This is a genomic window from Pseudoxanthomonas koreensis, from assembly GCF_010093225.1.
Lineage (GTDB): Bacteria > Pseudomonadota > Gammaproteobacteria > Xanthomonadales > Xanthomonadaceae > Pseudoxanthomonas > Pseudoxanthomonas koreensis.
This window is the reverse complement of sequence record NZ_PDWM01000029.1, coordinates 19,666-39,262: the sequence shown is the minus strand read 5'-3', so window position 1 is coordinate 39,262 and position 19,597 is coordinate 19,666. Positions and strand designations below refer to the sequence as shown.

The following is a 19,597-nucleotide window of genomic DNA, read 5'->3' as shown; positions in this document are numbered from 1 at the left end:
GGACAAGCCGCCGCCGCCGATCAAGGAGCTGTCGCCGCCGAAGCCCTCGCCGGTGCCGCCGCCGCCGGAGGCCCCGCCGATCGACGTGGCCGAGCCGCGCCCGACCGACGTGTTCCAGCCGCCGGCGCCGCCCGCGCCGCCGCAGCCGGTCGCCGACATCGGCGCCAGCGTCGACATCTCCTCCAAGAACATGAATCCGCCGCGCTACCCGCCGGCCGCCGCGCGCGCCGGCATCGAAGGCGAGGTCGTCCTCGTCATCGACGTCGACTCGAACGGCAACGTGACCAACGTGTCGGTCGAGAAGTCCAGCCGCAACCGCGACCTGGACCGCGCCGCGATGGAAGCCGCACGTAAATGGCGTTTCAATCCCGCAACTGTGAACGGCCAGAAGGCGGCCGGTCGCGTCCGGGTCCCGGTGAACTTCACCCTGGGTTGATGTCCGCATCCGTCATGGCCCGCCATGACGGAAACCGGGCCTAGCGTTTCCGCCTTCCTTCTCCATCAAACAAACCAAAGGTAAGCGTCATGCTGCAGGAACTCTTCATCGCCGCCGCCGCCGGGGGCGGCAACGCCTCCGCCCTCACGCAGATGGGCTTCGACCACCTGCTGAGCGAGATGATCGCCAATCCGGGCGAATTCGCCGTCTCGTGGATCGTGCTCCTCACCCTGGTCCTGATGTCGGCCGCGTCCTGGTACTGGACGATCTTCAACGCCATCAAGAACACCCGCCTGAAGTCCTACGCCGACCGCGTGGTCAATGCGTTCTGGGAAGCCCCGAACGCGCAGGACGCGATCCGCGTGATGGAAGAGCAGCCGCGCAGCGAGCCGTTCTCCAAGATCGCCCTGGACGCCGCCCAGGCCGCCGCCCACCACCAGCGCGCCGAAGGTGCCGGCTCGGGCCTGGGCGAGTCGCTGACCCGCTCGGAGTTCGTCGACCGCGCCCTGCGCCAGGCCGTGACCCGCGAGAGCAGCAAGCTGCAGTCGGGCATGATCCTGCTGGCGACCGTCGGTGCGACCGCACCGTTCGTGGGCCTGCTGGGCACCGTGTGGGGCATCTACGGCGCGCTGATCAAGATCGGTGCGACCGGTTCGGCCTCGATCGACGCCGTCGCCGGCCCGGTGGGCGAGGCGCTGATCATGACCGCGATCGGCCTGTTCGTCGCGATCCCGGCCGTGTTCGCCTACAACTTCTTCAGCAAGATCAACAGCGCCACGATCGCCAAGTTCGATTCGTTCGCCCACGATCTGCACGACTTCTTCGCCACCGGCTCGCGCGTGCGCTGAGCCGGCGGTACTAGAAGAACGAACCAAGAAGTTTACGGAGAGCCCGCATGGCCTTCAGTTCCGACAACAGCGGCGGCCCGATGGCCGACATCAACGTCACGCCCCTCGTGGACGTGATGCTGGTGCTGCTGATCATCTTCATCATCACCGCGCCGCTGATGCAGCACAAAGTGAAGATCGAGCTGCCGCAGACCGACGTGGTAGAGAAAGACGATGAAGCACCGAAGGTCATGCCCATCACCATCTCGGTGAAGGAGGATGGCTCGCTGTTCTGGAACGACGAGGAGATCACCCGCGAGGTGATGGAGTCGCGCCTGTCCAGCGTCGCCCAGCAGGTGCCGCAGCCCAAGCTCAACCTGCGTGGCGACCGCACCACCAAGATGCGCACGATCAACGACGTCACCCGCGTCGCGCAGTCCCAGGGCATGCTCGACATCGGCTTCGTCGCCACCAAAGAGAAGGGTCACTAAGCCATGGCTTTCAGTTCCGGATCCGGCAAGGGCCCGATGGCCGACATCAACGTCACGCCGCTGGTGGACGTGATGCTGGTGCTGCTGATCATCTTCATCGTGACCGCGCCGATCATGACCTACCCGATCGACGTGGCCCTGCCGCAGCGGGTCATCAACCCGCCGCCGGTGTTGAAGGAGCCGCCGCCGCCGATCGACCTGCGCATCGACTCCACCAACCAGGTCTACTGGAACAACAGCCCGGTTGCGCTGGGCTCGTTGCTACAGATGATGGAGACCGAGGTGCAGCGCGATCCGACCAACCAGCCGGAGCTGCGCATCGACGCCAGTTCCGACTCGGAGTACGAGACCGTCGCACGGGTGCTGGCCGCGGCCAAGAACGCGCAGATGATGAAGATCAACTTCGTGCAGCAGCAGTAACCGCCAGGCCTGCCGATCCCGCTTCCTGCAGCGGTGGGATCACGGGCCAGGCAGCTGGAAACGCCGCCTCCGGGCGGCGTTTCCTTTTGTGGCGACCGCATCCGCGTCCTGTAGGAGCTCCCTTCAGGGGCGACCCGATCCCGTCGGAACGCAGCCGCGTTCAACCCACAGCGTCCCGGATCGGTCGCCTTGAGCGCGGCTGGGTTCAAGCCCCCTCGGGTCGCCCCTGAAGGGAGCTCCTACAGGACAGGAGACGGAGACGGGGCGGGCGGAGCGCCGTCGATGACCGACAGGTAGCCGCGGACCGTGGCGTCCAGACCGGCGTACAGCGCCTCGCCCACCAGGGCGTGGCCGATCGACACCTCCTGCACGCCGGGCACCGCCGCCAGGAAGGCGCCGAGATTGGCCTGCGAGAGGTCGTGGCCGGCGTTCACGCCCAGCCCGGCGGCCTGGGCGCGGCGCGCGGTATCGATGCAGGCCGCCAGCGCGGCGCCGGCATCGCCGGCAGCGAAGGCTTCGGCGTAGGGGCCGGTGTAGATCTCGATCCGCTCCGCTCCCAGCGCAGCTGCGCGCTCGAGCCCGGGCACGCCGGCATCGACGAACAGGCTGACCCGGCAGCCGAGCGCGGCGAAGGCGGCGACCTGCGCGGCCAGCGGGGCGAGGTCGCCGTCGAAGGTGAACCCGTGGTCCGAGGTGAGCTGGCCGTCGTCGTCGGGGACCAGGGTCACCTGGGCCGGGCGCACCCCCTCGCACAGCGCCAGCAGGCCCGGGTAGCCCGGCCGCGGCGGCGCGAACGGATTGCCCTCGACGTTCAGTTCCACGTCGAACCGCGCGGCCAGCGCGGCCAGCGGCGGCAGGTCCTCGGCGACGATGTGGCGCCGGTCCGGGCGCGGGTGCACGGTGATGCCGTGCGCACCGGCGCGCAGGCAGGCTTCCGCGGCGGCGGCCACGTCCGGCTCGTGACCGCCGCGCGAGTTGCGCAGCACGGCGACCTTGTTGACGTTGACGCTGAGCCGGGCGCTCATGCCGAAGGCGGCGCCGGATCCCGGGTCTGGGCGGCGGCTTCGCGCTTGCGCGCTTCGGCCAGTTCGCGCAGGCGGCGCAGTTCGAGCGGGTCGATCATGGCCGACTCGTCGCGCTGGTTGTCACCGATGCGTTCCTGGTACCAGCCACGGATCCAGGCCACGGACAGGGCCACGGCGGCCAGCAACGACAGCACCAGCAGCCAGCCGTGGACGGTGGTCAGGGCCAGCAGCATGGCGCCCAGCGCCAGCAGCAGATAGAGCCAGTGCATCGCAAGTCTCCTTCCCGTTGGGACAGACGCGGACCGGGGTCCCGGACCGGCGGCGACGGCCACCGGCGGGGCAATGATGCCGCCTCGGACACCGCGACGGCCACCCGTGCGTCCGCCCGTCGGTCCGTCCGTCGTCCTCACAGCAGCGGCGAGAACAGGCGCGCGAACGCCTCGGGCAGGCGGTGACGCCACAGCCCCATCGGCCGGTCCAGCCGTACCGGCAGGGATTGTTGCATTTCGCCTTCCAGCAGCCGTTCCAGCGCCTCGCAGCTGTCGCGGTCGCGCAGCATGATCGACACCTCGAAGTTGAGGCGGAAGCTGCGATGGTCGAAGTTGGCGCTGCCGACGATGCACAGGTCCTCGTCGATGAGCAGGGCCTTGGTGTGGAGCATGCGCGGGCCGTATTCGTACACGCCTACGCCGGCCTTGAGCAGTTCGTCGAAGTAGGAACGCGCGGCCAGGGTCACCGGCCTGGAATCGCTCCAGCGCGGCACCATCAGGCGGGTGTCCAGCCCGCCGAGCGCGGCCGAGGTGAGCGCCATGCGCGCCGCCTCGCCGGGCACGAAGTAGGGCGTCACCAGCCAGACCCGGCGCCGCGCCTCGTGGATCGCGGCCACGTGCTGGCGGTGGATCGCCTCCCACGACGAATCCGGGCCCGACACCAGCACCTGCGCGCCGACCGGCCCGGCTTCCAGCCGCGGCCAGTATTCGGGCGCGCCGAAGGCACGTGCCTCGCAGCCGGCGGCGTAGACCCAGTCCTCCACGAACACCAGCTGCAGGCTGCGCACCACCACGCCCTCCACGCGCAGGTGCAGGTCGCGGTAGGCGCCCGGATCCAGCGACTCGTCCTGGGTGTCGCAGATGTTGATGCCGCCGACGAAGCCGGTGCGGCCGTCGACGACGACGATCTTGCGGTGGGTGCGCAGGTTGAGCCAGGGCCGGGTGAACGGGCGGAACCGGGTCGGGTGGAACCAGCCCACCTCGGCGCCGGCGTCGAGCAGGGGCTGCAGGTGGCGGCGACGCATGCGCCCGGCGCCGACCGCGTCCAGCAGCAGGCGCACCTGCACGCCGCGGCGCGCGCATTCGACCAGCGCGTCGCGCACGCGCAGGCCGGTGCGGTCCGGTTCCCAGATGTAGTACTCCAGGTGCACGTGGTGGCGCGCGCCGGCGATGGCCTGCAGCAGCGCCTGGAAGGTGGCGTGGCCGTCGACCAGCCACTGCACCGAGGTGGCCGAGGACGGCGGCAGGCCGGTGCTGGCCAGAGCCAGCCGCGACAGTTCGAGGACCTGCGGATCGCCGTCCTGGCTGCCGGAGTACTGCTCCATGCCCTGTCGCGCGCGGCCACGGCGCAGGCTCTGGCGCTGGATCTTCTGCGGACCGAACAGGAAGTAGATCAGGAAGCCGATGTAGGGCAGCAGCGCCAGCGACATCACCCAGCTCAGGGTGGCCACCGGCTCGCGCTTCTGCAGGATGATCCACACGCCCAGCCACAGCATGTACAGCAGCCAGGCGGCGAGCAGGTACAGGCCCAGGTTCGGGATCGACGCGATGCGGTCCCAGACCGCCGACAGGAATTCGGGCATGGCCGGATTCTAGGCCAGCGCAGGCTGGGTGGCGGCAGCGATGATCACGCGGCGGCGGATGCGCCAATGTTCCTGAACGAGTCGCTGTAAATCTGCGGCGGCTCCTGTTTCAAGGCCGCAACAGCGGGTGAAAGCCCGCCATGACGGGCTCCGCACCATCGGCCGTCTCCCGGCTGCTGCGCGGATGTAACACCGGTTCACCCCGGGCTGCGCCGGAATTTCTGCAAGCAAATGAATTAAAAGAAAAAACGCGATTGGCACGGGTCGTGCGTTGCTGTTCAGCCCACGCACGGAATCGCGCACATGTCACGACATCTCATTGCCTGCCTGCCGGTGCTGCTGCTCGCCGCGCCGGTCGCCCATGCGGCCGAGGCATATGCCGGCGTGCACCCGAAGAAGGGCGAGATGGTGCTGCTGCGCGACGTCAGCGCGCGTCCGGCATACCGCCCGGCGCCACCCGGCATTGCTCTGATCGTCGATCCGAAGCCGAACCGCGAAGTGCATGGCACCCTGGGAACGGGTGAGATGTCCGACGACGAGTTCGCCGAACTTTCGTCCGGACAGCTGCAGGTTGCCGCGGCCGATCGCACGAGCATGCCCACCCAGCTGACCGACCGGGCGGTGCAGGGTTCGCTCGGCAGGACCACCGGTCCCGATGGCGTGCTGTCCGGAAGCGGATTCATCAGCACCGTCGGTGGCGCCACCGGCTCGGTCACGGGCGCCACCCGCGGTATCGCCCCGACCGTGACCGGCGCGCTCTCCCACTTCCCGCTGGGTGCCGGCGTCACTCCGGGCAAGGGTCCGTGAGCATGACCTCGCGCCAGCCTCGCCGCGCCGCGGCCATCCGCGCCCGGACCACGGCGCCGGCCTGGTGGCTGCTGTGCGCCGCCGCGTTCGCCGCGACACTGCTGCTGCCGGGCCCGGGCCAGGCCCAGGTGCGCGACGACTACGCCGAAATGCTCGGCTACCTTGCCCAGACCCGGATCGACCAGAACGCATTGGCCGGCAGCACCGGCGCGATCGCGGTGAACCAGGCCGCCGGCGACCTCAACCAGCAGGCCAACCTGCGCGCCATCGCCGTCGGCAGCTACGCCATCGCCACGGTGGACGCGCGCCAGCGCAGCGATGCCGACGTGTACGACGCACCGGCGCGGGCCAGCGCGGTGATCGGCGGCTCGGCCCTGGCCGGCGCCAGCGGAATCGCTTCCATCAACCAGGCCAGCGGCAGCGGCAACGCGGAACTCAATGCGGTGTCGATGGTGGTGGCGCAACAGGGCACACGCGAGGGGCAGGACGGACCGATGTCCGCCAGCGCCTTCGCGTCGGCAGAGCGGCAACGCGCCCGCAATCCGGCGGGCAAGACCGCCAGCCGCAACGTGGCAGTGGAAGCCACCGCGCTGCGCGGATTCGAGGGCGTGCTGCAGCTCAACCAGATCGCGGGTTCGGCCAACGCGACCGGCAACAGCCTGATGTTGTCGATCTCGACCGGCCCGTGAGGCGGCAATCCAACCAACCGAGAGCAAGAGAGAGGACACCATGAAAAGGACCCTGAAGTGGACCGTGCTTGCCGTGGCGATTACCGCCGCGACAGCTGCCAGCGCCGAAAGCGAAAGCCCCACCCCAACCCCCACCGCGACGTTGAACACCGCGATCAACACCAATATCGATACGAACATCGATACGAACATCGCCACCAACCTGACCACGAACAAGACCTACACGTCGGATGTCAACAAGGACGTGGACGTGGTCGTCAGCGATACCTATACATCGGATGTGAACAAGGACGTGGACCTGATCTACAGCGATACGTTCGACCGGACCACCACGGCCAACCATGCGATCGACACGTCCTACAGCGACACGGTGGACAAGTCGCTTACGTCGGACATCTCCTACAGCGATTCGTTCGACAGGACCTCCACCGCCAACCATGCCGTCGATACGTCCTACAGCGACACCGTGGACAAGTCGTTCACGTCGGACGTTTCCTATAGCGACACGGTGGACAAGTCGCTTACGTCGGACATCTCCTACAGCGATACGTTCGAGCGGACTTCCACCGCCACCCACGACGTCGCCACGACCTACAACGACAACTTCGACAAGAACACCTCGATCAATACCGAGGTGAACAAGGAGTTCAACGCCTCGGCGAACATCGAGTTCAACTGGGAGCGCAACTTCGTCGACACCGACATCGACCACAATGAAGTGGTCTTCGTCGACCACGACATCACGATCGACAAGGAAGTGGATGAGCATGGCGTTTCGGCCGAACTAGAGTCCGACCTGTCGCTGACCTCGAGCATCAACTTCACCGGAAGCCCGACCGTGTCCGGCGACCTGGAGATCGATTCGGCTGCGATTGCGGTGATCGACAACCGTCAGGCCACTGGCGGCAACGTCGGTGCCAATGACGAGCTGAGCAACGACGCATCCATCTCCGACGACGTCGCCTCTGAGGCTTCGGGCAACCTGCACTTCAACGTCGGTGCCGGCGACAACAACCAGCAGGACAACGCCGCCGCACTGTCGGCCGCGGACGCCAGCTTCGCGTTTGGCCTGGCCGACTCGAAGGTCTTCGTGCAGCAGACCGGGGCCGGAAACCAGACCTCGAACCTGGGCGTGGCCAATACCGCTTCGGTCGGCGACAACGCCTTCAACGCTGCGAGCGGCAACGTTGGCGTCAACGTCACCTCGGGCAACAACAACCAGCAGAAGAACTCGCTGGCGGCTTCCGTGGCTACCGCGAGCTATGCGTCGGCGGCGGTCAGCACCAACCAGGTGTCCGCCGGCAACACGGTCACCAATGCACCGAAGGTCAGGGAAGGCCTGGAAGAGGTCGCGGTGAACCTGACCGGCGCGGTCACCGGCAAACTGGGTGGCGCGATCGGTTCCTACAGTGGCCGCGCCAGCGGCACTTACGAGGGCCGCGGCAACGCCTACCAGAAGGACAATTTCTATCTGGACTCCTGGAATGGCGCACTCAACCATCCCAATGGCGGTACGACGGGCCATCTCGACATGGATAACGAAATCCAGAACGCGGTCGCCAACCCGTACGCCGATGGCGTCGGCGGCATCGCATTCGACACCGACGAGAAAGGCACCTGGAAGACCACGGAAGGTGGCGATATCACCTTCAATGAACTGGGCAACGCGGAACTGACCGCCTCGCTCTCCGGCCTGCTGGCCTTGCCGACCCTGGATACCGTTTCCGACGCGTCCAATTCGGCGACGCTTTCGGGCGCTGCGTTCCAGAGCGCGACGGGCAACATCGGCGTGAACATCTCGGCCGGTACCGGCAACCAGCAGTCCAACAGCCTGTCGCTGGCGGTCGCCCAGCCGGGCACTGGTGGTCCGGGCGGCTGACAGATCGCGTCCGCAAGGACGGCAAAGGGTGACTCCCGGCCATCCGCCGTGGCCGGGACATCACGGAACGCCCCGCCCCGCCTCCCCCGCGGGGCGGGGCTTCCACTTCCGGTGTCCGGTGGATGAACCCGGATGCGTTCTCTCTCGACGTAGCTGTTACAGGAATCCGCCATGTCGCGCCCCCTGTCCCCGAGCCTGCTCCGCGTGGCGCTGCTGCTGGCGCTGTCCGCGCTCGTCGCATGGCCCTCGCGCGCGGCCGACGTCGCCTTCTCCGGGGTTCTGCCGAACGGCGCGCTATACCGCGTCCCGGTGGAAAGCATGCGCGAGTCGCGCTTCCGCAACCTGGTGCGGCAGCAGACCGACTACAGCTGCGGCGCCGCGTCGCTGGCCACCATTCTGCGCTATGCCTACCACCTGGATGCCGACGAGAACACGGTGATCGAAGGCATGCTTTCCGTCGCCGATCCGGAAATCGTCAAGGAGCGCGGATTCTCGCTGCTCGACATCAAGCGCTACGTCGAATCGCTGGGCATGCGCGGGCGCGGATACCGGGTCGACGAGGCACGGCTGCGCAACCTGCGCGTACCGAGCCTGGTGCTGATGGACGTGAACGGCTTCCGCCATTTCGTCGTGCTCAAGCAGGTCAACGGCGACCAGGTCGAAATCGGCGATCCCATGCTCGGAAACCGGATCATGCCGTTGGCCGCATTCCTCGAGTCGTGGCCGTCGCGCGCCGTGTTCGTCGTGATCGGCTCGGACTTCGACCGCAACACCGTATTGCTGCAACCCAGTACCAAGCCCAGCGCAAGGGCGTTGTATGCGCGGCAGGGCCCGATCACCGATGCCGAGCTGATCGATTTCGGCTTCAGCCATGCCGACCTGTTCTAGGAGGACCGCGACATGAACGGAAAACGCATCCTGAGGCTGGCCATCGGCCTGGCCGCCACCCCCGTGGCGCTGCCCGTCCTGGCCCAGGAGGCCGAAAGGCCGCCGCCCGTCCCCGTGGGCAACGGCAGCGGGCTGGTTGAATTGAGCGACGAGGAAATGGGCGACATGCGCGGCCGCTATACGGTCAGCAGCAACACTGTGGCCTGGTTCGGCGTGACCATGGTGTCGACCTGGCAGAACGATGCCGGGCAGCAGCTGACGAGCAGCATGACCGTGACCATGGATGTGCGCCAGCCGGGCAAACCGGTCGTGACCTTCCAGCCGCACGTCAGCATCACCGCGATCGATGCGCCGCCGCCGCCGCCGTCCGGGCAGCGCGAGATCGACAATGCGGGCCTGGCCAACGTCACCGGCGTGGTCCAGAGCGTGCAGGTCGCCGGCGACGGCAATGTCGCCCAGAACACGGCCCAGATCACCGTGACCGAGCGCCAGGCGCCGCCGGAAGCGCCGCCCGCCGGCCTTGCCGCCAGCACCGTCGCCACGGCTTCGGCCCCGGGCATGAACGCGGTGGCTTCGGTGGAGAACAACATCGCCCGCGTGCTCCTGCAGATCGATGGCCACGGGGCGGTGGAACAGTGGATCAGCCGCAGCGGCATGGGCCAGACCATCCAGCTGGCGACCGACGGCCAGCAGGTCAGCAACCGGATGGAACTGGACCTGGTCCGGAACACGTCGCAGGGCCGCGCGGCGCTGGGCCAGAACGTGGCCCAGGCGATCGCGCTGAGCCGTGGCATCGCCATCGGCTACTGAACAACCGCAAGCAGGCCAGGGCAGGCACAGGAGAAACTCGTGATCAGGAAGACGACGGTGGTATCCCTCCCGGCCCTGCGCCTGGCCATCCTGACCGCACTGGGCGCGTCGCTGGCCGCGCCGTTGGCCTCCGCGCAGACCGGTACGCCGGCCGACCAGGCCGAACTGCGCCAGCTGAGCCAGCAGCTGGCCGAGCTGAAGACCGCTTATGCCCAGGAGGTGCGGCGCCTTCGCGAGCTCGACATGCAGGTGCAGGCGCTGCAGGCGCGGCTGGCGGGCAAGGTGCCCGCCGCCGTCACCGACAGTGCGGTCGCGCCGGTCGCCGCCGTCCCGGCCGCGCCGTCGCCGGCGACAGCTCAGCCGCCGCCCACGCAGGAAGGTTATGCCAGCACTGCGGCCGAAGCCGAGCAGGCGCGCAGCGAAGCGATGAGCCGCAGCGTGGCCGACGTGAAGCGGCAGACCCGGACCCTGTTCGACCAGAGCCTGGTGATAGAAAACAGCCTCACCTACAACCGCTACGACCGCAAGCAGCTCACCCTCAATGGCTTCCTTGCTCTCGATGCGATCTTCCTGGGCAACATCGCCATCGAGAATGTCGAATCCGACACCCTGAACTACAACCTGGCGGCGCGCTGGGGCATCGGCCCACGGCTGAGCCTGAACATGGACGTGCCGTACGTCGCCCGGAAGACGGTCTACCAGAAGGGCGGCGCGGGTGGCGCGGCGGCGGCGATCGCGCAGGAAGAGACCACCGGCAGCGGCATCGGCGATGTCACCCTGAGCGCCAACTACCTGCTGCTTCCCGAGCAGGGCAGCCGGCCCGAGACCGTGCTCAACTTCGGCGTCACCGCGCCGACCGGGCGCGAGCCGTACGGGATCCCGTGGACCGTGCTCGAGCGTGACGACGACGACTACGTCCGCTTCGCCATACCGGACGAGCAGCCGACCGGCAACGGGGTCTGGCAGGCCAGCATCGGCGTGTCGGCGGTGAAGACCACCGACCCGGCGATCCTGTTCGGCAACATCGGCTACACCTATTCGTTCGAGGCCAGCTTCGACGATCTCGATACCAACCCCGACACGGTCAATCCGGGCGATGTGAAGCTGGGCGATTCGTTCTACTACGGCGCCGGTGTGGCTTTCGCCTTCAACGAGCGTACGAGCTTCAGCATGTCGCTGAGCAACCGGCTCAGCGCGCGCGCGCAGACCCGTTATGAGGGTAGCCCGTGGAGAAAGGTGATTGGAAGCGATGCCAATGCGGCGATGTTCAACCTGGGCGTCACCCACGCGCTGAGCCCGGAGGCGACGATCGTGGGGATACTCGGTATCGGCCTGACCCCGGATGCGCCGGATTTCAGCCTTGGTTTCAGGATTCCGTACAGCCTGTAGCCGGCTTTGGAAGCGGGCCGGCGGTGGTCCTCGGTGCCGCCCGGTGCGTTGAGAGTCGGGGTCCGACCCGCCTCGGGTCGCCCCTGAAGGGAGCTCCTACAAAAGGCGCTGCTTTGTAGGGGCTCCCTTCAGGGGCGACCCCCACCACGCATGGAGACGCGTAGTTCATCCTCGACCCGTCCGGCGCGTCTAACGTAGTGCCCGGCCCCGCCCCCGTCTCGGTTGAAGCCGATCCTACACGCGCAGGGTCTCCAGCTCGAGGTGGTGCTTCTTGCACAGACGATACACGGTGACCCGCGACACGCGCAGGCGGCGGGCGCACTCGCTGACATTGAAGCCGGACTCGCGCAGGGTGGATAGCACCGCCTCGCGCTCGGCGTGTACACGCACCTCGTCCAGGCCGTCGTCCCCGGATGCGGCCGCGGCCGCATCGTGCAGCTGCAGCGCGGCGGCGTCGATGAGCTCGTTCTCGCAGACCACCGCGGCGCGGCGTACGCGGTTCATCAACTCGCGCACGTTGCCCGGCCAGCGGTGGCCGCGCAGCTGGCGGCGCGCAGTGGCATCGAAGCCACGCGCGCGCACCCGGTGCTGCTCGCGGAACTGGGCGAGGAAATGCCGGGCGAGCAGCTCCACGTCGTCGCCGCGCTCGCGCAGCGCGGGCATGCGCAGGCGCAGCACGTCCAGCCGGTAGTACAGGTCGGGGCGGAAGCGGCCCTGGGCCACGGCCTCCTCCAGGTCGACGTTGGTGGCGGCGACCACACGCACGTCGATGCGGATCGAATGGTGGCTGCCGACCCGCTCCAGCGCGCCTTCCTGCAGCACGCGCAGGAGATTGGTCTGCGCGTCCAGCGGAAGGTCGCCGATCTCGTCGAGGAAGATGGTGCCGCCGTCGGCGGCCTCGAACAGGCCGATGCGCCGCGCCATCGCGCCGGTGAACGCGCCCTTCTCATGGCCGAACAGTTCGGACTGGACCAGGTTGGCCGGCAGCGCGCCGCAATTGACCGCGATGAACGGCCTGCCACGGCGTAGTGACATGTCGTGCAGGGCGCGTGCGGCCAACTCCTTGCCGGTTCCGGTCTCGCCGGTCACCAGCACCGGCAGCTCCACCGGCGCGAACTTGTGCAGGCTGGCGCGCGCGGCCAGCATCGCCGCGCTGTCGCCGACCAGGCGGTCGCTGCCGATGCCGTCCCGCACCGGCGTGTCGCCGTCGACGATCTGCGCCAGGCGCTGGATCTGGGCCACGTCCAGCGGTTGGCGCAGGTGCAGCAGGCAGGCGGGCACGGTCCCGTCGGGCGCCTCGCCCAGCGCCACCAGCGGCAGGTCCGAATGCGGCGACAGCAGCGCCTGCATCCGTGCGGTCCAGTCGCTGCCGGCGTGGCGCAGGTCCAACAGCGCCGCCACGCGGTCGCCGCCACGCAGGCCGATGCGCGCGCCGCGCGCATCCTCGACCACGCGCAGCTCCCAGCCCGCGGCTGCCAGCACTTCACGCTCTTGGCCTGTGGGCCGGCCGAGCCAGATCATGCAACGGGATCGTACTTCCGGAACTGCCGCCATCGTTCCTTGCTCCTGCACCCTGTGTCATCCGACTGCGGGGAATGCTCCCAATGACGGTCACCCGGGGGGGCGAGCGTCGGCACAGCCTGCCATCGCTCCGTGACAGGGATCCGACGCACCAGTGGCGGCGGCAGGTCACGGAATCGCGCCGATCACCGGATCGGGCAGAACAGGGCGGATTGCATGTGCGACTCGACTCGTTGGTTCCCCCGCGGCGCACCTGCGATGTGGTGCGCCCGGCCTGCTGTTTCCCGGTCCAACGAATGCCCTGTCGTATTCCGATCTAACGCCATGGCAGGCCACAACCGGACAAACGGGGAAACCTTCAGAATTGTGAACACTTCATCCGACTGAACCGGTCGATGCGATCACGGTGAAGACACCGGATAGGCGAGCAGCAGGACCAGGTCTTCCTCGCCGACTTGCTCGATCGCATGCGTGCTGCCGGCGCGGGTGAGCGTCGCGTTGCCGGTGGCCACGTCGTAGGCCTTGCCGTCGAGCACGTAGCGGCCGCGGCCACCCACCACGTAATAGACCTCGTCCTTGTGGTGCTGGTGCAGGCCGATGCCCGCGCCCTTGTGCAGCACCCGCTTGCGCATCACGAACGGCAGTTCCGGCGCGTCTGCGAACAGCGTATAGGCGGTGGTGCGGCCGGGCCCGCCGTGCGGTCCCGGCTGCTGCCGGGCGAAGTCGGCCTCGTGCACCACCGAGGACGGATGCTTCTGCGCGGCCAGGTCGGCGCGTGCGCTGGCCGGGGCGCCGCAGTCGGTATCGCGCACCACGTGCGCGGCCAGTTGCGGATCCAGCGCCTTCCAGTCGCGCACCACCAGGCAGGCGACCAGGGTCGCGCCGGCGATGCTGAAGTGGGTGTCGTCACGCACGCCGCGCTCGGGCACGTGCTCGAAGTACGGTTTCGAAGCCTCGTCGCCCAGCGCGCGGATCCAGGCACTGCTGCTGGCGTCGAGGTCGAGCAGGGCGACCTGCTCGCGCGCGGCCAGTTCGCGCACCGCGTCGCTGTAGCGGGCATGGGTGTCCAGCAGCGAACCGAAGTCCCAGACCCTGCGCGAGACCGGGGTGAGCAGGATCGGGGTCGCACCACGCTCGCGGGCCAGGGCGACAAAGCGCATCAGCCACTGCGGATAGTCCTGCCGCGGTTCGTTGTAGCGGGCCGGGTCCTCGACCTTCGCGTCGTTGTGGCCGAACTGGACCAGCAGCACGTCGCCCTTGCGCAGCTCCCCGGCGATCGGCTCCAGCCGGCCTTCCTCGACGAAGCCACGCGAACTGCGTCCGCCGACGGCGTGGTTGCGCACTTCGTAGTACGCCGGGTCGAGAAAGGACTGCAGTTGCTGGCCCCAGCCGTTGCGGCGCGCGCGCTCGGGGCCGTACTCGGCGGCGGTGGAATCGCCGGCGATGAACACCCGGCGCGGCGCGGCCTGGGCCTGGAACGCAAGGCTGCATGCCAGCAGCACGGTCAGCAGCAGTCGGGTCGGCATCATTTCGCTCCAACTCCAAGAAAAAGGCCCCGCCGGCATGCAACTGTGCCGGACGGGGCCTGGATCGGGAAAGCGCCTGCCGCGGGCGCGGAGAGAGAGTGCGGCGCCAGGACCGCGCGCCCGTGGCAGGCTCGAACCCGAGACGGGCTCAGCGCGCCAGCCAGCCGCCGTCGACGGGGATCACCGCGCCGTTGACGTAGTCCGCGGCACTGCTGGCCAGGAACACCGCCGTGCCGCCCAGGTCGGCCGGCACGCCCCAGCGCGCGGCCGGGATGCGGTCGAGGATCGCCTTGCTGCGGTCCTCGTCGGCGCGCAGCTGCGCGGTGTTGTCGGTGGCCATGTAGCCCGGGGCGATCGCGTTGATGTTGATGCCCTTGTTCGCCCACTCGTTGGCCAGCAGCCGGGTGATGCCGGCGATGCCGCTCTTGGAGGCGGTATACGAGGGCACGCGGATGCCGCCCTGGAAGGACAGCATCGAGGCGATGTTGATGATCTTGCCGCTGCCCTGGGCGATGAAGTGCCTGCCGGCGGCCTGCGACATGAAGAACGCGGACTTGATGTTGACGTTCATCACGTCGTCCCAGTCCTTCTCGCTGAACTCGACGGCGTCGGCGCGGCGGATCAGGCCGGCGTTGTTGACCAGGATGTCCAGTCCGCCGAGGCCGGCGACGGTTTCGGCGACGATGCGCTCGACCGGCTCGATACTGATCAGGTTGGCGTCGATGTTGAGGAAACGGCGGCCCAGCGCGCGGACCTTCTCGCCGGTTTCATCGGCCGGAACGATGCCGGCGGCGGCGATGTCGGCGCCGGCTTCGGCCAGCGCCAGCGCGATGCCCTGGCCCAGGCCGGTGTTGGCGCCGGTGACCAGCGCGACCTTGCCTTCCAGGCTGAACGGGTTGCTTGCCATGTGCGGTTCCTTTTGTAGAGCGGGGCTTGCCCCGCTGAACACGTTTGGAGAAGCCGGGCCATGTCCCGGCGCTGACGGGAAGAGCAGCGGGGCAAGCCCCGCTCTACGCGTGTGCGCGCCACCGGCGGACCGGTGGCGCGTCACCTCATTTCAGCTGGCAGATGTCCAGCACGTTCATGTCGGTGTAGTCCAGGTTCTCGCCGCCCATCGCCCAGATGAAGGCGTAGTTGCTGGTGCCCGAGCCCATGTGGATCGACCACGGCGGCGAGACCACCGCCTCGTCGTTCTGCATGACGATGTGGCGCTGCTGGTCCGGCTGGCCCATGAAGTGGTAGACCCGGTCGTTGGCGCCCAGGTCGAAGTAGAAGTAGACCTCGCTGCGGCGGTCGTGCAGGTGCGGCGGCATGGTGTTCCAGACGCTGCCGGGCTTGAGCACGGTCAGGCCCAGCAGCAGCTGCGAGGACTGGCAGGTGGCCGGGACGATGAACTGGTAGATGGTGCGCTCGTTGCTGGTCTCCAGCGCGCCGCGCTCCAGCGCCACGGCGTCCTTGATCGACAGCTGCCTGGTCTCGAAGCGCGCGTGGGCCGGGGTCGACGTCAGGTAGAACTTCGCCGGATTGGCGGCGTCGGCCGAGGCGAAACTCACCTCCTCGCTGCCCATCGCCACGTACAGCCCGTCCTTCGGACCCAGGGTGTAGGCGGTGCCGTCGACGGTCACCGTGCCGGTGCCGGCGCCGACGTTGATCACGCCCAGCTCGCGGCGCTCCAGGAACGGCTTGCCCGCGGCCGAAGCCGGCTCGGTCTGCTTCGGCAGCGACACGGCCTGGTTCACCGGGGCGGCGCCGCCGATCACGAAGCGCTCGTAGTGGGTGTAGTTCAGGCGCACCTCGTCGGCGGCGAACAGCTCGCCGATCAGGTACAGGTCGCGCAGTTCGTCGTTGCTGGCGCCCTGCATGACGCCGGGGTGGGTCGCGTAGTAGGTCTTCTGGTACATCGAGTCGGGCTCCTCGGGCGGTGCGCCAGGGCGGTGGAACCCGGCTCTGGCCTGTGCATTGGACGACGGCTTTGGAAGGCGATTCTAGCGAATGACGGTAACCGGTGTCATTCCGCGTTGCGGCAAAACCCGCGTCGGGATTCGGGCGGGACGGACGAGGGTGGAGGGTCAGCCCGGAGGCTGGCAGGAGTCGCGGACGATCAGGTGCGGCCGCACGCTGGCGACCGGCAACGGCGCGTTGTCGGTGCGGATCAGCATGCTGGCTGCGATCCGGCCGGTGTCGCGGGTCTGGCGGCGGACCGAGGTCAGCGACGGCCACAGCCGCGCGGCCAGCGGGCTGTCGTCGTAGCCGATCACCGACAGGTCGCGCGGGATGCTGATCCCGGCGCGCATGGCGACCTTGTACACGCCGGCGGCCATCTCGTCGTTGCCGCAGAAGATCGCGGTGGGACGGTTCTTGCCGGCCAGCAGCTTCTCGGCCGCGGCCACGCCGGACTCGAAGGTGTAGCTGGCCTCGATGATCCGCGACTTGGGCACCTCGATCCCGCGCCGGGCCAGCACGCCGACGAAGCCCTCGGTGCGTTCGATCGCCGAGCGGTAGGCCAGCGGACCGGTGATCAGGGCGATGTCGCGGTGGCCCAGGGTCAGCAGGTAGTCGGCCGCCTCGGCCGCGCCGTCGCGGTCGTGGGTGACGATCATGCGCCCGTCGCGGTCGTCGAAGCCGACCGGCACGATGCGGGTGTAGCGGCAGCCGGTCTCGGCCAGCATGTCGACCAGGTTCTGGTCCTCGGAGGCGCGCGGCACCAGCATCACCCCGTGCAGCTTCTGCTGCTGGACGAAGCGGCGCACGCCGTCGATATAGCCCGGGCTGCGGGTGTCGCAGGGGTGCACCACCAGTTCGAAGCCCGATTCGCGCAGTGCGTCCAGCGCGCCGTACTGCATGTCGACGATGTACTGCGCGGTGGGGTTGTCGTAGACCATGCCGATCAGGAACGAGCGGCGGAAGGCCAGGCCGCGTGCCAGCGGATCGGGCGTGTAGCCGACCTCGCGCATCAGCGCCTCGACCTTCTCGCGGGTGTCTTTGCGCACCAGCGGCGAGTGGTTGATGATCCGCGAGACCGTCTTCTTCGAGACCCCGGCCAGCCGCGCGATGTCGTTGATGGTCGCGGCCTTGCCGGAGGCGAGCCGGCCATTCGGGGTAGCGGAGGTGGGGCGCGCGGGCATGGAGGTGGTCGCTGGAGGGATCGGTCGATTCTAGCCGGAGCCGGGGCCCCGGTTGCGCCCGGCCGCTGGCCGGGCGCAGGAAACAAGGTCAGGCGAGCACGCCCGGCAGCCAGAGCGAGAGCTGCGGGACGAATGTCACCACCAGCAGCACCCCCAGCCCGGCCAGCCAGAACGGCCAGATCGTGCGCATGCTCTCGCCGACGCTGATCTTGCCGATCGCCGTGCCGATGAACAGCACCGAGCCCACCGGCGGGGTGACCAGGCCGAGGCCGCCGGTCAGGACCAGCACCAGGCCGAAGTGGATCGGGTCGATGCCGTAGGCCTTGGCCACCGGCAGGAAGATCGGCGTGCAGATCAGGATCATCGGCGCCAGGTCCATGAACGTGCCCAGCAGCAGCAGCATGACCACGATCATCAGCAGCACCATGTACTTGCTGTGCGCGAACGACTGCAGGAACTCGACCGCCGCCGCCGGCACCTGCAGGTAGGCCAGCAGCCAGCCGAACACCGCCGCGGTGGCGATCACGAACAGGATCACGCCGGTGCTGCGCGCGGCATGCACGACCGTCTCGAGGAACTCGCGCAGGCGCAGCTGGCGGTACAGGACGACCGTGACCAGCAGCGCGTAGACCACGGCGATCGCCGCCGATTCCACCGCGGTGAAGATGCCGGCGCGGATGCCGACGAAGATCAGCGCGACCAGGCCCAGGCCGGGCAGCGCCGACACCAGCCGCACCAGTACCGCACGCCAGCCCGGGAACGGTTCGGTGCCGTAGCCGCGGTGGCGCGCGACCACGTAGCCGGTGACCATCAGCACCACGGTCATCAGCAGCGCCGGCATGATCCCCGCGGCGAACAGCCGGGCGATCGACAGCCCGCCGCCGGCCGCGGCCGAGAACAGGATCAGGTTGTGCGACGGCGGCACCAGCAGCGCGACCAGGGCGGCGGTGATGCTGACGTTGACGGCGAAGTCGCGGTCGTAGCCGCGCTTGACCATCTGCGGGATCATCGTGCCGCCCACCGCCGAGACGTCGGCGATCGCCGATCCGGACACGCCGCCGAAGAACAGCGAGGACAGGATCGAGACCTGGCCCAGGCCGCCGCGCAGGCGGCCGACCAGCGAGGAGGCCAGCGCGATCAGGCGCTCGGAGATGCCGCCGCGCATCATGATCTCTCCGGCGAAGATGAACAGCGGGATCGCGATCAGCGAGGCCGAGCCGGAGCCGGCGGAGATCTGCTGGACCATCACCACCGAGGGCAGGTCCAGGTACAGCAGCGCGACCAGCGAGGCGGCGGCCAGGGCGAAGGCGACCGGGACACCGATCACCAGCAGCACCGCGAAGACGAGGAAAAGCAGGGCGATGGCCATCAGAGGTCTCCGTCCTGCGGCGCCGGTTGCGGCGCGGCCGGCGCCTTCCGCGCCAGCCCCTGGACCAGCTGGTTGATCGCGAACAGCACCATCAGCGCGCCGCCCAGCGACAGCGGCAGGTAGTTGATGCTCTGCGGCAGGTGGGCGCCGGCGGCACGGATGCCCAGGCCGTCGAACAGCAGGATCGCGCCCCACCAGGCGATCACCGCGCCGATGCCGGCGATCACCAGAGCCACGACCACGTCGATGGCCTTGCGGATCGCCGGCCGGACATGGTCGTGCAACAGGAAGAAACCGAAGTGGCGGCGGGTATGTACGCCGGCGGCGGCGCCCAGGCTCATCGCCGTGGCCAGCAGCAGCAGGGTGACCGGCTCGGTCCAGCTCGGCGAATCGTTGATGACGTAACGGGCGAACACCTGCCAGCCCTGCACCACCACCAGTCCGACCAGGGCGGCGGCGGCGATGGCGATGGCGATGCCGGCAAGCCGGTCCAGCGCGCGCTGCGCGGGGCTGGCCGGGACGGTGGATGCGGTCTCGGTCATG

20 protein-coding genes are annotated in these 19,597 nt (G+C 68.6%); 10 read left to right on the top strand and 10 right to left on the bottom strand.

The annotated features are described in order from the left end of the window. The 4 genes from CSC64_RS09910 to CSC64_RS09895 all read left to right on the top strand — a co-directional run. The coding region (locus CSC64_RS09910) for an energy transducer TonB (RefSeq protein ID WP_162435159.1) at nt 1-436 on the top strand (436 nt) is incomplete at its 5' end. 89 nt (nt 437-525) lie between these two features. Further along, complete coding sequence (exbB, locus tag CSC64_RS09905) at nt 526-1,284, top strand: TonB-system energizer ExbB (RefSeq protein WP_162435158.1); 759 nt, start codon at nt 526-528, stop codon at nt 1,282-1,284. 47 nt (nt 1,285-1,331) lie between these two features. Then, nucleotides 1,332-1,754: an ExbD/TolR family protein gene (locus CSC64_RS09900; protein ID WP_162435157.1), complete on the top strand. Its 423-nt coding sequence runs from the start codon at nt 1,332-1,334 to the stop codon at nt 1,752-1,754. A gap of 3 nt (nt 1,755-1,757) precedes the next feature. Then, on the top strand, nt 1,758-2,174 hold the full coding sequence (locus CSC64_RS09895; RefSeq protein WP_162435156.1) for an ExbD/TolR family protein: 417 nt from the start codon (nt 1,758-1,760) through the stop codon (nt 2,172-2,174). 239 nt (nt 2,175-2,413) lie between these two features. Here the strand turns inward: CSC64_RS09895 and CSC64_RS09890 are convergent, their stop codons facing one another. The 3 genes from CSC64_RS09890 to cls all read right to left on the bottom strand — a co-directional run bounded on the left by CSC64_RS09890 (nt 2,414) and on the right by cls (nt 5,051). After that, nucleotides 2,414-3,199: a pyridoxine 5'-phosphate synthase gene (locus CSC64_RS09890; RefSeq protein WP_162435155.1), complete on the bottom strand. Its 786-nt coding sequence runs from the start codon at nt 3,197-3,199 to the stop codon at nt 2,414-2,416. Then, a complete protein-coding gene (locus CSC64_RS09885; protein ID WP_162435154.1) occupies nt 3,196-3,468 on the bottom strand; it encodes a hypothetical protein in 273 nt (90 codons plus the stop codon). Before CSC64_RS09885 ends, CSC64_RS09890 begins: the two co-directional genes overlap by 4 nt. A gap of 137 nt (nt 3,469-3,605) precedes the next feature. Next, complete coding sequence (cls, locus tag CSC64_RS09880; protein ID WP_162435153.1) at nt 3,606-5,051, bottom strand: cardiolipin synthase; 1,446 nt, start codon at nt 5,049-5,051, stop codon at nt 3,606-3,608. 303 nt (nt 5,052-5,354) lie between these two features. On the opposite strand from cls, the gene CSC64_RS09875 reads away from it, so the two are divergent. The 6 genes from CSC64_RS09875 (at nt 5,355) to CSC64_RS09850 (ending at nt 11,513) form a co-directional block, all read left to right on the top strand. After that, complete coding sequence (locus CSC64_RS09875; RefSeq protein WP_162435152.1) at nt 5,355-5,858, top strand: hypothetical protein; 504 nt, start codon at nt 5,355-5,357, stop codon at nt 5,856-5,858. A 2-nt stretch (nt 5,859-5,860) separates the two neighbouring features. Continuing rightward, nucleotides 5,861-6,547: a hypothetical protein gene (locus tag CSC64_RS09870; RefSeq protein ID WP_425501707.1), complete on the top strand. Its 687-nt coding sequence runs from the start codon at nt 5,861-5,863 to the stop codon at nt 6,545-6,547. A gap of 40 nt (nt 6,548-6,587) precedes the next feature. Continuing rightward, nucleotides 6,588-8,426 (top strand): adhesin, encoded by a 1,839-nt coding sequence (locus CSC64_RS09865; RefSeq protein ID WP_162435151.1) that lies wholly within the window; start codon nt 6,588-6,590, stop codon nt 8,424-8,426. Between the two features lie 171 nt (nt 8,427-8,597). Beyond that, a complete protein-coding gene (locus CSC64_RS09860) occupies nt 8,598-9,314 on the top strand; it encodes a C39 family peptidase (RefSeq protein WP_162435150.1) in 717 nt (238 codons plus the stop codon). 12 nt (nt 9,315-9,326) lie between these two features. Next, the gene (locus tag CSC64_RS09855) at nt 9,327-10,124 is read left to right on the top strand and encodes a hypothetical protein (protein WP_162435149.1); all 798 of its coding nucleotides are present in this window, start codon (nt 9,327-9,329) and stop codon (nt 10,122-10,124) included. 39 nt (nt 10,125-10,163) lie between these two features. Further along, the gene (locus tag CSC64_RS09850; protein WP_238389943.1) at nt 10,164-11,513 is read left to right on the top strand and encodes a transporter; all 1,350 of its coding nucleotides are present in this window, start codon (nt 10,164-10,166) and stop codon (nt 11,511-11,513) included. Between the two features lie 234 nt (nt 11,514-11,747). Here the strand turns inward: CSC64_RS09850 and CSC64_RS09845 are convergent, their stop codons facing one another. From CSC64_RS09845 to CSC64_RS09815, 7 genes are all read right to left on the bottom strand, one after another. Next, nucleotides 11,748-13,067 carry a sigma-54 interaction domain-containing protein gene (locus CSC64_RS09845; RefSeq protein WP_162435148.1) on the bottom strand — a complete coding sequence of 440 codons (1,320 nt, stop codon included), beginning with the start codon at nt 13,065-13,067 and terminating at the stop codon, nt 11,748-11,750. A gap of 368 nt (nt 13,068-13,435) precedes the next feature. Then, nucleotides 13,436-14,563, bottom strand: coding sequence for a GDSL-type esterase/lipase family protein (locus CSC64_RS09840; protein WP_162435147.1), 1,128 nt, complete (start codon nt 14,561-14,563; stop codon nt 13,436-13,438). A gap of 145 nt (nt 14,564-14,708) precedes the next feature. Continuing rightward, nucleotides 14,709-15,467: a 2-dehydro-3-deoxy-D-gluconate 5-dehydrogenase KduD gene (kduD, locus tag CSC64_RS09835; protein WP_162435146.1), complete on the bottom strand. Its 759-nt coding sequence runs from the start codon at nt 15,465-15,467 to the stop codon at nt 14,709-14,711. A gap of 145 nt (nt 15,468-15,612) precedes the next feature. After that, nucleotides 15,613-16,461: a 5-dehydro-4-deoxy-D-glucuronate isomerase gene (kduI, locus tag CSC64_RS09830; RefSeq protein WP_162435145.1), complete on the bottom strand. Its 849-nt coding sequence runs from the start codon at nt 16,459-16,461 to the stop codon at nt 15,613-15,615. A gap of 168 nt (nt 16,462-16,629) precedes the next feature. Further along, nucleotides 16,630-17,685: a LacI family DNA-binding transcriptional regulator gene (locus CSC64_RS09825; protein WP_162435144.1), complete on the bottom strand. Its 1,056-nt coding sequence runs from the start codon at nt 17,683-17,685 to the stop codon at nt 16,630-16,632. Between the two features lie 88 nt (nt 17,686-17,773). After that, nucleotides 17,774-19,054 (bottom strand): TRAP transporter large permease, encoded by a 1,281-nt coding sequence (locus tag CSC64_RS09820; protein WP_162435143.1) that lies wholly within the window; start codon nt 19,052-19,054, stop codon nt 17,774-17,776. Then, on the bottom strand, nt 19,054-19,596 hold the full coding sequence (locus CSC64_RS09815; RefSeq protein ID WP_162435142.1) for a TRAP transporter small permease: 543 nt from the start codon (nt 19,594-19,596) through the stop codon (nt 19,054-19,056). The genes CSC64_RS09820 and CSC64_RS09815 overlap by 1 nt, the downstream gene beginning before the upstream one ends. Nucleotide 19,597: the final 1 nt, after the last annotated feature.

Excerpts from the sequence above, each read along its gene's own strand:
- CSC64_RS09825 (WP_162435144.1), bottom strand. The coding sequence starts at position 17,685 with ATGCCCGCGCGCCCCACCTCCGCTACCCCGAATGGCCGGCTCGCCTCC.
- CSC64_RS09870 (WP_425501707.1), top strand. The coding sequence starts at position 5,861 with ATGACCTCGCGCCAGCCTCGCCGCGCCGCGGCCATCCGCGCCCGGACC.
- kduI (WP_162435145.1), bottom strand. The coding sequence starts at position 16,461 with ATGTACCAGAAGACCTACTACGCGACCCACCCCGGCGTCATGCAGGGC.
- cls (WP_162435153.1), bottom strand. The coding sequence starts at position 5,051 with ATGCCCGAATTCCTGTCGGCGGTCTGGGACCGCATCGCGTCGATCCCG.
- kduD (WP_162435146.1), bottom strand. The coding sequence starts at position 15,467 with ATGGCAAGCAACCCGTTCAGCCTGGAAGGCAAGGTCGCGCTGGTCACC.
- CSC64_RS09855 (WP_162435149.1), top strand. The coding sequence starts at position 9,327 with ATGAACGGAAAACGCATCCTGAGGCTGGCCATCGGCCTGGCCGCCACC.
- CSC64_RS09845 (WP_162435148.1), bottom strand. The coding sequence starts at position 13,067 with ATGGCGGCAGTTCCGGAAGTACGATCCCGTTGCATGATCTGGCTCGGC.
- CSC64_RS09900 (WP_162435157.1), top strand. The coding sequence starts at position 1,332 with ATGGCCTTCAGTTCCGACAACAGCGGCGGCCCGATGGCCGACATCAAC.
- CSC64_RS09885 (WP_162435154.1), bottom strand. The coding sequence starts at position 3,468 with ATGCACTGGCTCTATCTGCTGCTGGCGCTGGGCGCCATGCTGCTGGCC.
- CSC64_RS09840 (WP_162435147.1), bottom strand. The coding sequence starts at position 14,563 with ATGATGCCGACCCGACTGCTGCTGACCGTGCTGCTGGCATGCAGCCTT.
- exbB (WP_162435158.1), top strand. The coding sequence starts at position 526 with ATGCTGCAGGAACTCTTCATCGCCGCCGCCGCCGGGGGCGGCAACGCC.
- CSC64_RS09875 (WP_162435152.1), top strand. The coding sequence starts at position 5,355 with ATGTCACGACATCTCATTGCCTGCCTGCCGGTGCTGCTGCTCGCCGCG.
- CSC64_RS09890 (WP_162435155.1), bottom strand. The coding sequence starts at position 3,199 with ATGAGCGCCCGGCTCAGCGTCAACGTCAACAAGGTCGCCGTGCTGCGC.
- CSC64_RS09815 (WP_162435142.1), bottom strand. The coding sequence starts at position 19,596 with ATGACCGAGACCGCATCCACCGTCCCGGCCAGCCCCGCGCAGCGCGCG.
- CSC64_RS09895 (WP_162435156.1), top strand. The coding sequence starts at position 1,758 with ATGGCTTTCAGTTCCGGATCCGGCAAGGGCCCGATGGCCGACATCAAC.
- CSC64_RS09820 (WP_162435143.1), bottom strand. The coding sequence starts at position 19,054 with ATGGCCATCGCCCTGCTTTTCCTCGTCTTCGCGGTGCTGCTGGTGATC.
- CSC64_RS09865 (WP_162435151.1), top strand. The coding sequence starts at position 6,588 with ATGAAAAGGACCCTGAAGTGGACCGTGCTTGCCGTGGCGATTACCGCC.
- CSC64_RS09860 (WP_162435150.1), top strand. The coding sequence starts at position 8,598 with ATGTCGCGCCCCCTGTCCCCGAGCCTGCTCCGCGTGGCGCTGCTGCTG.